Here is a 10,540-nt window from a genome sequence, read left to right as displayed (position 1 = left end):
ACACCTCGCCCCCCCAGTTTTTCTTTTAAGCCGCCCCGGGGGCGCGCGGCGTCCGCGCGCGCGGGGGGGCCCCGGGGGGGGGGGGTGGGGGGGGTCGCGGCGGCGCGGGTCGCTGCGGCGGAGGCCGGCGTGGCGGTGCGGGTGGGGGTGGGGGTGGGGGTGGGGGTGGGGGTGGGGGTGGGGGTGGGGGTGGGGGTGGTCGTGGTGGGGCGTGGGGTGCGGGTGGCCGATGCCCGTGCGCCGGCCTGGGCGAGGCGGGCGCGGTGGGTGCGGGCCAGTTCGACGGCTCGGGCCTGGGCCTCCTCCAGGCGCGAGCGCATCGGCGCGCGCCACAGGTGGCAGATGGCCAGGGCCAGGGCGTCCGCCGCGTCGGCGGGCTTCGGCGCGGTCTTCAGGCCGAGCAACTTGGTCACCATGGCGGTGACCTGGGCCTTGTCCGCACGCCCCGAGCCGGTGACGGCGGCCTTCACCTCGCTCGGCGTGTGGAACACCACCGGCAGGCCCCGGCGCGCGGCCGACAGCGCGACCACGCCGCCCGCCTGCGCGGTGCCCATCGCGGTCCGGACGTTGTGCTGGCTGAACACCCGTTCGATCGCCACCACCTGCGGCTCGTAGCGGTCCAGCCAGCGCTCCACCTCGTCGGACAGCTGGAGCAGCCGCACGGCCAGGTCCGCGTCGGCCGGCGTGCGCACCACGTCCACGGCCACCGGCCGCACGGTGCGGCCCGCGCCGCCGTCGACCACGCCGAACCCGCACCGGGTCAACCCAGGGTCGACCCCGAACACGCGCACACTGGCCCCTTCACCCGCCGACGAACACCAGTTCGAAACCTTAGTGGTCACCTCCGCCGCGGGCCGTCGTGACACGCGCGGGGCGCGCCGACACCCCCGATCGACACAGTGTCACGAGGTCACTACAGTGACTCGGTCAACTGATCGGCTCCAGTGGCGTGAGCGGGGTGCCATGTCCCTGAGGCGGTTCGGCGTCGTCTCCGGTGCCGTCTGCGCCCTGGTCGTGGGCCTCGTCTGGCTCGTCGTCTCCGGTGTGCTCGACCGGCCCGCGTCGGTGGCCGTGGACAAGTTCACCCAGTTGCTCGCCTCGTCCGCCGCGATGGTGTCCTACTGGCGGGCGGCGCAGCGGCGGCAGGGGACGGCGCGACGGTGGCGGCTGTGGATGGCCGCGTCGATGGCGAGCCTGGTCGTCGGCCTGGCCGCGTGGATCTGGGGCCAGGTGTTCCTCGGGGTGTCGCTGCCCTCGTCCACGCTGGCGCAGCTCGCGTTCATGCTGGTGCCGGCGCTGGGGCTGTGCGCGATCCTGGTTCTCGCGCACGGCGGACCGGGCACGCTGCCCGGCCACCGCAACAGGCTCGTGGTGGTGCTCGACTGCCTGATCGTGGTCGGCTCGCTGTTCGTGCTGACGTGGGTCTCGGCGCTGGAGTCGATGGTCCGCGCGTGGGCCACGTCCGGGCCCGGGTTCGCGTCCGTGGTGGCGCACCCGGCGGCCTACCTGGTGCTGGTGGTCGTGCTGCTGGTGTCGTCGTGGACGCACCGGTCGGTGCGGCAGCTCCCGGTGCTGTTCATCGCGCTGGCGGCGCTGGCCCAGTCGGCGTCGGGCTGGATCTTCGCGTACCTGGTGAGCCAGGGCGCGACCGCGATCCCGACGGCCGCCGACATCGGGTTCATGGTGTGCCCGGCGCTGTTCCTCCTCGGCGCGATCGCGCCGGCCGACACCGCCCCGGAACGGGTCGGCTCCACCCGGCTGCGCGCGGGCGAGCTGCTGCACCTGCTGGTGCCGTACCTGCCGATGCTGGTCACGGGTCTGTTCATCGTGGTCGGCACGGCGACCGGCGTGCGGCTGAACCCGGTGGAGATCTACGTCGGGCTCGGCGTGGTGCTGCTGGTGATCGCGCGGCAGCTCATCACGCTGATCGACAACGTCAAGCTGCTGGAGCAGTTGCGGGAGAGCCGCGAGCGGCTGCGGCACCAGGCGTACCACGACCCGCTGACCGGGGTGGCGAACCGGGTGCTGTTCCGGGAGCGGCTGGAGGCGGCGCTGGCCGGGCCGTCGCCGCTGGTGCTGCTGTTCATCGACGTGGACGGCTTCAAGGACGTCAACGACAACTACGGCCACGCCGAGGGCGACGCGGTGCTGCGGGTCGTGGCGTCGCGGCTCCAGTCGTGCGTGCGGCCGCAGGACGTGGTTGCCCGGCTGGGCGGCGACGAGTTCGGGGTGCTGGTCGACGGCTACCCGCACCCGCCGGAGGAGATCGGGCGGCGGGTGCTGGCCGCGCTGGACGGGCCCCACCGGACCGCGAACGGATCCCACCTGATCCGCGCGTCGATCGGGATCTCGCACCGCCCGGGGTTCGACCCGTCGCTGACCGCCGACGACCTGCTCGGCACGGCGGACGCCGCGATGTACACGGCGAAGCGGCTGGGCAAGGGCATGGTCGTGGTGCACGAGCCGGTGGAGGCGGAGCTGCCGTGACAGTGGGCGCGGACGACGTCATCGCGGCGCTGGGCCTGGCCGAGCTGCCGGTGGAGGGCGGCTGGTTCGGGCAGTCGTGGCGCTCCCCCGAGGTGTCCGCGATCTACTACCTGCTGCGGGAGGGCGAGTTCTCCGCGCTGCACCGGCTGGACCACGTGGAGATCTACGCCCACCACCGCGGCGCGCCGCTGCGGATGCTCCTGCTGCACCCGGACGGCGCGGTGACCACGCCCGTGCTCGGCCCGGACCTGGCCGCCGGGCAGCGGCCGCAGGTCGTCGTGCCCGCCGGGGTGTGGCAGGGCAGCGAGCCGGACGGCGGGTGGTCGCTGGTCGGCACGGTGGTGGTGCCGCCCTACACCGACGACGTGGTCGCCTTCGGCGAGGCGGACACCCTGGTCCCCCGCTACCCCTCGCACGCCGATGCCGTGCGCCGGCTCTGCCGGCGTTAGCGCGCGACCGTCAGCCCGTCGTCTCCCCGCCCGCCGACGTGGCGCGCCGGCTCCGGCACCGGCCGTCAGCCCGTCGTCTTCCCACCCGCCGACGTGGTGCGCCGGCCGTCAGCCCATCGTCTTCTGGCCGTCGATCGTCTCGCGGATGATGTCGGCGTGCCCCGCGTGCTGCGAGGTCTCGGCGATCAGGTGCAGCACCACGCGGCGGACGGTCCAGGAGACGCCCGGCTCGAACCACGGCGCGACCGGCAGCGGGTGGGCGGTGTCCAGGTCGAGCCCGCGCAGCAGCCGCTCGGTCTTCGCCGCGGTCTCCTCGTAGTCGGCCAGCAGGCCGTCCAGGGTCTCGTCGGGGAGCATGCGGAAGCCGTTCTCCCAGTCCTGGGGCTCGCTCTCCATCAGCTCCGCGCCGCCGACGGCGAACCGCATCCAGCCCTCCTCCACGGCCCGGACGTGCTTGATCAGCCCGCCGAGGGACAGCCGGCTCGCGGTCGGGGTGAGCCGCGCCTGCTCGTCGTCGAGCCCGCGCACGGTGAAGCGGAGGAACCCGCGGTGCCTGTCCAGGGTCGACAGCAGGTCGGTCAGCTCGGTCGTGGCGGTGGTCGTGGCGTTCATGGTGGTCCTGCCTCCCGTTTCGGCGATGACCTCACGCTAGGCCCCCATGCGGTCAACTACTGTCCTCAATTCGCTTCCACGGTGAAATCCGCCGCCGCGACCTACGCTCGGCGGCGTGGACCTCCCGGTGATGCCGCCCGTGCGGCCGATGCTCGCCAAGGCCGTGCGCTCGGTGCCGCGCGAGCCGGGGCTCGTCTACGAGCCGAAGTGGGACGGGTTCCGGTGCCTGGTGTTCCGCGACGGCGACGAGCTGGAGCTGGGCTCGCGCAACGACCGGCCGCTGACCAGGTACTTCCCCGAGGTGGTCGAGCTGCTGCGGTCCGGGCTGCCGCCGCGGTGCGTGGTCGACGGCGAGATCGTCATCGTCACCCCGGACGGGCTGAGCTTCGACCTGCTCCAGCTCCGGCTGCACCCGGCCGCGTCCCGGGTCCGCAGGCTGGCCGCGGACACGCCCGCCGCGTTCGTCGCGTTCGACCTGCTCGCGCTGGCGGACCGCGACCTGACGGCCACGCCGTTCGGCGAGCGGCGGCGGCTGCTGGAAGGTGTGCTGCGGGACGTGCCCGGCCTGTACCTGACACCCGCGACGGACGACCCGAACCAGGCCCAGGACTGGTTCACCCGGTTCGAGGGCGCGGGGTTCGACGGGGTCGTGGCCAAGCGCACGGACCTGCCGTACGAGCAGGACAAGCGGGTGATGTGGAAGGTCAAGCACGAGCGCACGGCCGACTGCGTGGTGGCCGGGTTCCGGCCGCACAAGGACGGCGAGGGCGTCGGCTCGCTGCTGCTCGGGCTGTTCGACGACGCGGGCGTGCTGCACCACGTCGGCGTGGCCAGCAGCTTCACCGCCGCGCGCCGCCGGGAGCTGTTGGACGAGCTGGCCCCGTACCGCGAGGGCGCGCGGGCGGACCACCCGTGGGCGGAGTGGGCCGGGCTGGACGCGACCACGCCGGGCGCGCAGAGCCGGTGGAACCCGGCGAAGACCCTGTCGTGGGAGCCCCTGCGGCCGGAGCTGGTGGCGGAGGTGCGGTACGAGCACCTGCAGGCCCGGCGGTTCCGGCACACGAGCAGGCTGGTCCGCTTCCGCCCGGACCGCACGCCCGAGTCGTGCACGTACGCGCAGCTCGAAGAGGTCCCGCCGGCGGAGCTGCTGGAGCTGTTCGGCGGGTAGGCCGTGCCCTCGGCCGTGCTGGTCGGTGCGCGGCTCGGGGACGGCTCAGTTCAGGATGCGAGCCCGCACCCAGCCGCTCCGCCCAGCCCAAGCCACGCCGCCCCGCCCCGCGCAACACCACACAGCCCCGCCCCACGCCACACAGCCCCGCCCCACGCCACGCAACGCCGCGCCGCCCGGCACCGACGCGAGCGCGCCCAGCACTGCCGAAGCGAGCCCCGCGTCATCACAGGCGCGGGCCGGCCGCGGCGGATCCGGCCGCGCCCCTCCCGGTCGAGGTCAGTCGGCGGCTTCGGCGGCCTGGCGGAAGGCGGTCACCAGTTGGGGCCAGCGGGAGGCGCGGTCGCGGTTGATCGACAGCGGCGACGGGTGGGGGGCGTTGATCACCTTCAGCTTGTGGCCGCGGCCCGACAGGTTCCACCCCGTGCCCGCGGGCCTGCCGAGCACCACGACCACCTTCAGCGCGGTCAGCATCCGCAGCAGCTCCACCAGGTACGGCACCGCCGCCCGCAGCTCCGCCGGGCTCGGCTCGCGGTTGGCCAGGTGCCACGGCACCACGTTCCAGTTCAGGCACACCTTCCGCGACAGGCCGGCCTCCGCCATCGCGGTGAACAGGTTCGCCGCCGTGGGGTCGTCGTTGTCCAGCGAGTTGAGCCCCGAGCCCGCCGACGCGGGCCCCGGCGACTCCAGCAGCAGGAGCACCTTCGAGTCCACGCCGCCGCTCGCCGGGTCGAACAGCGGCACGTCGACCTTGCGCTCGGTGGCGATGCGCTGGGCGAACTCCGTCAACTTCGCCAGGTGGGGCGCTTTGAGCAGAGCCATCTTCCGAGCGACGACCACGGGGTTGCGGTGGGCCCTCGGGGTGGAGGGGAAGACGTTCATGGTTGGCAAGCGTCCCCGGAGTGATCAGGCCCGACCATCCGCCGTACGGGCGGCGCGTGCGGCCGGGCCGTCGCACCGCGTGCGCCCCGGCTAGCGGACGTGCCGGCGGGGCTGCTCCTCCAGCACGCCGTCGACGTAGGTGTCGACCTTCTCGTTGTAGAACGCGACCAGGCCGGCGATCCGCCCGCTCTCGGGCAGCGGGGTGCGGTAGCCCCAGACCACGTTCTCGTGCGTCCGGTCGCCGACCACCACCGACCAGTACTCGGCGGTGCCCTTGTACGGGCAGCTCGTGCGCAGGTCGGTGGGCCGCAGCAGGTCCAGCCGGACGTCGGTCATCGGCAGGTAGTAGCGGGCCGGGAGGCCGGTCTCGAAGAGGATCACCGGGCGGTGCGAGTTCGCCACCTCGACGCCGTCCACCTCGACCCGGATGTGCCGGCTGCTCGGCAACGCGTCGACGCGGGTGTACGGGTCGCGCGGGTGGACGTAGACCGGCTCGTCCTCCTCGAACCACTCGTCCATCGCGTCCCAGTCCAGCCGGACCAGGTCGCGCAGCGGCTCCAGCGGCGAGTCCGGGTAGCGCAGCCCCGCGCCCGCCGCGGTGGCGGCGGACGTCTTCACGTCGAACAGCTCGCCGTCGCCCCGGCTCGGCGAGCGCCTCACCTCGCCGGTGGGCACCAGGGTCGCCCGGACGTCCTCCGCCGGGAAGTAGTACGTGGGGTAGTACGGCTTCTCCCACACCAGCGCCGGCCGCGTGGTGTCCACGACCAGCTCGCCCGCCAGGTAGGCCCGGACCCGCTTGGTCCCGGTCTCCACCCGCACCCGTCCGCGCTCCGCAGCACTCATGGTTCCGACGCTACGCCGGAGCCGACCGGCCGCGACGACACCGCACTTCTCGGATGTTGCCCAACACCGGGAGCACGGCCCGACCGGCACGACGGATCGACGCCGGTGGGGTCAGGCCGCGCCCCTGTGCCACCCGGCCACCGATCGCGCCAACCGGTCGGGCACCGCTTCCCCGCACGCGCGATTTCCCGGCCGCCCACGCCGACCCGGTCAGGGCGACACCTCCTCCAGACGCGCGAGCTGCCCGGCCCGCGCCGCCGCGATCGACGCGGCCAGCTCCCGCGTCTCCGGGTCGGCCCCGCTCTCCTGCTCGCCCCTCGCCAGCGACGCCGACTGGTCCAGGTGCTCGCGCAGCTTCGCGGGCAGCCCGGACGGGTCCATCCGCAGCCCCGCCAGGTCGGCCTCGGACACCAGGCCGGGCATCTGGTGGCCGGCGTGCACGTTGTCCTCCGGCAGCCCCGCCCGTTCCCGCAACCGCTTGAGCCGCCCCAACTCCGCCCGGTGCGACGCGTCCAGCTCCGCCGCGAACGCGGCCAGCGGGGGCGGCGCGAGGGCGAGCGCGGGCAGGAGCTGCTCGTTCATCGGGATCATGAGCTGGATCCACGCGGAGTCGGTGGCGTTGAACGGCGAGGCCGACGCCGAGGACGGCGGCGCGGCCGGCGGCGGCACGGTGGCGCACGCGGCCAGGAGCGCGAGCAGGGCCGCGCCCCAGAGCGCCCGCAGGCGCCCCGGGGTGGTTCGGACCCTGGTCACCGCGGCAGCCGGTAGTCCGGCCCGAGGGCGGCGCCCCGGTGCGGCTTGTACTGGTCGTACCCGCGCGGGTCGCACTGGAGACCGCCGTTGACGCAGTGGCTGACCAACGCCTGCAACGTCGGCCCGTCCCACGCGTTCATGAAGTCGTAGTGCCAGGTGTACCCGCGCCCGCTGGACAGCCGCACGCGGGACATGTCGCCCGAGACCGGGAACGCCATCTTGAACTCCAGCATCGGCACGGGCACCGGGTGCGTGGCCGGGCAGACCAGCGTGGCCCGGTCCGGGTAGGCCATGTGGGACTTGTGGTCCGGCGAGTCGAGGTCGCGGCCGTTCCAGCAGCTCGGGGCCTGGTAGCGGACGTTGAGCTGGCTGCCGGGCGGGCACCACGCCGGGAAGTCCCAGTTGTGGGCGCTGTCGCCGCACTCCCAGCCCTCGACCGCGCCGGGCGCGGTGCGGAACTGCTCCTGCGTCGCCGTGGGGCTGCCCACCACGAACCGGATCCCGGCCGGGAACGACCGGACCTCCTGGTACCGCAGGATGCCCGACTTGTAGTAGATCACCTGCGGGAAGTTGGGCACGACGAGCTGGTCGCCGTTGTAGAGCGACGGGAACCAGTACGCCGACTTGTCGTCGGGCGTCCGGCAGTTCGTCTGCCCCGCCTTCAGCGAGTCGGTGGTGCTGCCCGCGTTGGTGGAGCTGTTGCCCAGGAACGTGTGCATGTGGGACGCGCCGGGCAGCCCGGGGAAGACGATCGGGTCGTCGGGGCGGTGGACGGTGGGCGAGCAGTTGGCCTGGAACTCGTGGTGCGTGACCAGGTCGTCGGCCCGGGCCGGTGGGGCGGCGGCCAGGACGGCCGCGAGGAGGCCGGCCGCGGTGGTCGCGACCAGCGAGCGGAGTGTTCGGGACATCGTTGTCCTCCTGCCGACGTGCGGGACGTGGCGGCTGGGAGAGCGCTCTCCCAGTTGAGGTTGCCGGTCGGCCGTCGAGGTGTCAAGAGGCATGCTCATTGACAGTCGCGCCGTCCGTTCGCAACACTGCGAGCCGGGTTGAGAGAGCGCTCTCCCGCACCTCGACCCGACAATCCGGCAGGAGACGCCATGTACCGCCTCCGATCCGCCAGCACGGCGCTCGTGGGGTTCGCGCTGCTCGTGGGACTCGCAGTGGTCCCCGGCACGGCGAGCGCCGCACCCGTGCTGCTCTCCCAGGGCAAGCCGGCCACGGCGTCCTCGACCGAGGGCGCGGGCACCCCCGCGTCGGCGGCCGTGGACGGCGACGCCGGCACCCGGTGGGCCAGCGCATGGAGCGACCCGCAGTGGCTGCGGGTGGACCTCGGCGCCACCTCGGCGCTCAGCCGCGTCGAGCTGGACTGGGAAGCCGCCTACGCCACCTCGTTCCAGCTCCAGGTCTCCGCCGACGGCAACGCCTGGACCACCGTCCACACCACCACCTCCGGCACGGGCGGGAGGCAGGGCTTCGACGTCACCGGCTCCGGCCGCTACGTGCGCGTGTACGGCACCCAGCGCGCCAACGGCTACGGCTACTCGCTGTGGGAGTTCCGCGTCTACGGCGCCCAGGGCACGAACCCCCAGCCCGGCACGGGCGTGCGCGTCACCGGCTCGCAGGGCAACTGGCAGCTCACCGTGGACGGTCAGCCGTGGACGGTGAAGGGCCTGACCTGGGGTCCGCCCGCGGCCGACGCCGCCCGGTACATGCCGGAGCTGAAGTCCATGGGCGTCAACACGTTGCGCACGTGGGGCACGGACGCCTCGACGCGGCCCCTGCTCGACGCCGCCGCGGCCAACGGCATCAGGGTGATGAACGGCTTTTGGTTGCAGCCCGGCGGCGGCCCCGGCTCCGGCGGCTGCGTCAACTACGTCACCGACACCACCTACAAGAACGACATGCTGAACACGATCCGGCAGTGGGTGACCGCCTACAAGGACCACCCCGGCGTGCTGATGTGGAACGTGGGCAACGAGTCCATCCTGGGCCTGCAGAACTGCTACTCCGGCGCGGAGCTGGAGAACCAGCGCGTCGCGTACGCGAAGTACGTCAACGAGGCGGCCCGCGCCATCCACGCCATCGACGCCAACCACCCGGTCACCAACACCGACGCGTGGACCGGGGCGTGGGTCTACCTCAAGGCGCACGCGCCCGACCTCGACCTGTACTCGGTGAACTCCTACGGCAACGTGTGCCAGGTCCGGCAGGACTGGATCAACGGCGGCCACACCAAGCCGTACCTGCTCACCGAGGCCGGGCCCGCGGGTGAGTGGGAGGTGCCCAACGACGTCAACGGCGTGCCGAGCGAGCCCACGGACGTGCAGAAGCGGGACGGCTACACGCGGGCGTGGAACTGCATCACCGGGCACCCCGGGGTGTCGTTCGGCGGCACGCTGTTCCACTACGGCACGGAGTACGACTTCGGCGCGGTGTGGTTCAACCTGACCCCGGCGGGCAAGAAGCGGCTGTCGTTCTACGCGGTGCAGCGGGCGTTCGGCGGCGCGACGCCCGCCAACACCCCGCCCGTGATCACCGCGATGAACCTGCCCACCAGCGTCCCGGCGGGCGCGCGGCTGGACGTCGACGTGGCCGCGAGCGACCCGAACGGCGACCCGATCACCTGGTCGGCCGCGTTCAACAGCAAGTACATCGACAACAGCGGGGCCCTGGCCGGCACGCCCGTGCAGGTCAACGGCAACCGGCTCACGCTCACCGCGCCCGACCGGCTCGGGGTGTGGAAGGTGTACGTGATGGCCGAGGACGGCCGCGGCAACATCGGCATCGAGACGAGGTCGGTGCGGGTCGTCGCGCCGCAGCCGGCGGGCGTGGACGTGGCGCGGGGCAAGCCGACCACGGCGTCGTCCCACCAGCAGGTGGGCGACGGCGCGCCGTTCCCGCCGGCCAACGCCACCGACGGCAACGCGGCCACCCGCTGGGCGAGCGACTGGTCCGACCCGCAGTGGGTGCGGGTGGACCTCGGCGCGGTGACCACGTTCCAGCACGTGCAGCTGGTGTGGGAGGGCGCGTACGGCCGGGCGTACGAGATCCAGGTGTCCGACGACGGCAACACCTGGCGCGCGGTGTACGGCACCACGACCGGCAACGGCGGCGTCGACTCGATCGACGTCACGGCCACCGGCCGGTACGTGCGGCTGCACGCCACGCAGCGCGGCACCGGCTGGGGCTACTCGCTGTACGAGTTCGGCGTCTACCGGCGCTGACCGCCAGGACGGGGGGGGGGGGGGGGGGGGGCCCCCGCCCCCCCGCCCCGGGCGGGGGGGGTGGGGGGGGGGGCCCCCGGGGGGGGGGGGGGGGCGCGCCGCCCCGCGCCGCCCCCCCCCCC

At 73.7% G+C, this 10,540-nt stretch carries 9 protein-coding genes and 1 pseudogene; 4 read left to right on the top strand and 6 right to left on the bottom strand.

The window, feature by feature from the left end:
* Positions 1-209 precede the first annotated feature (209 nt).
* A pseudogene (gene ruvC / locus ACFXGA_RS37810) lies at positions 210-791 on the bottom strand (crossover junction endodeoxyribonuclease RuvC); the annotation flags it as partial.
* Between the two features lie 172 nt (positions 792-963).
* On the opposite strand from ruvC, the gene ACFXGA_RS37805 reads away from it, so the two are divergent.
* Positions 964-2,487 carry a diguanylate cyclase domain-containing protein gene (locus ACFXGA_RS37805; protein ID WP_378097201.1) on the top strand — a complete coding sequence of 508 codons (1,524 nt, stop codon included), beginning with the start codon at positions 964-966 and terminating at the stop codon, positions 2,485-2,487.
* Complete coding sequence (locus tag ACFXGA_RS37800; protein WP_378097198.1) at positions 2,484-2,936, top strand: cupin domain-containing protein; 453 nt, start codon at positions 2,484-2,486, stop codon at positions 2,934-2,936. The genes ACFXGA_RS37805 and ACFXGA_RS37800 overlap by 4 nt, the downstream gene beginning before the upstream one ends.
* A 108-nt stretch (positions 2,937-3,044) precedes the next feature.
* On the opposite strand, the gene ACFXGA_RS37795 is transcribed toward ACFXGA_RS37800, so the two are convergent.
* Positions 3,045-3,548 (bottom strand): DinB family protein, encoded by a 504-nt coding sequence (locus ACFXGA_RS37795; RefSeq protein WP_378097196.1) that lies wholly within the window; start codon positions 3,546-3,548, stop codon positions 3,045-3,047.
* A 115-nt stretch (positions 3,549-3,663) separates the two neighbouring features.
* Between ACFXGA_RS37795 and ACFXGA_RS37790 the strand changes: the two genes are divergently transcribed.
* Positions 3,664-4,716, top strand: coding sequence for an ATP-dependent DNA ligase (locus ACFXGA_RS37790; RefSeq protein ID WP_378097193.1), 1,053 nt, complete (start codon positions 3,664-3,666; stop codon positions 4,714-4,716).
* A gap of 279 nt (positions 4,717-4,995) precedes the next feature.
* Here the strand turns inward: ACFXGA_RS37790 and ACFXGA_RS37785 are convergent, their stop codons facing one another.
* The 4 genes from ACFXGA_RS37785 to ACFXGA_RS37770 form a co-directional block, all read right to left on the bottom strand.
* A complete protein-coding gene (locus tag ACFXGA_RS37785; protein WP_378097191.1) occupies positions 4,996-5,538 on the bottom strand; it encodes a uracil-DNA glycosylase in 543 nt (180 codons plus the stop codon).
* Between the two features lie 150 nt (positions 5,539-5,688).
* The gene (locus ACFXGA_RS37780; protein WP_378097188.1) at positions 5,689-6,441 is read right to left on the bottom strand and encodes a DUF427 domain-containing protein; all 753 of its coding nucleotides are present in this window, start codon (positions 6,439-6,441) and stop codon (positions 5,689-5,691) included.
* 210 nt (positions 6,442-6,651) lie between these two features.
* Positions 6,652-7,194, bottom strand: coding sequence for a DUF305 domain-containing protein (locus ACFXGA_RS37775; protein ID WP_378097185.1), 543 nt, complete (start codon positions 7,192-7,194; stop codon positions 6,652-6,654).
* Positions 7,191-8,102, bottom strand: a complete 912-nt coding sequence (locus tag ACFXGA_RS37770) for a DUF1996 domain-containing protein (protein ID WP_378097182.1) — start codon at positions 8,100-8,102, stop codon at positions 7,191-7,193. The genes ACFXGA_RS37775 and ACFXGA_RS37770 overlap by 4 nt, the downstream gene beginning before the upstream one ends.
* A gap of 189 nt (positions 8,103-8,291) precedes the next feature.
* Between ACFXGA_RS37770 and ACFXGA_RS37765 the strand changes: the two genes are divergently transcribed.
* Positions 8,292-10,418: a discoidin domain-containing protein gene (locus ACFXGA_RS37765; RefSeq protein ID WP_378097179.1), complete on the top strand. Its 2,127-nt coding sequence runs from the start codon at positions 8,292-8,294 to the stop codon at positions 10,416-10,418.
* Positions 10,419-10,540: the final 122 nt, after the last annotated feature.

It is taken from the genome of Actinosynnema sp. NPDC059335 (genome assembly GCF_042752395.1).
Taxonomy (GTDB): Bacteria; Actinomycetota; Actinomycetes; order Mycobacteriales; family Pseudonocardiaceae; genus Actinosynnema.
The sequence above is the reverse complement of the archived record's forward strand: the minus strand, read 5'-3'. Positions and strand labels throughout refer to the sequence as shown.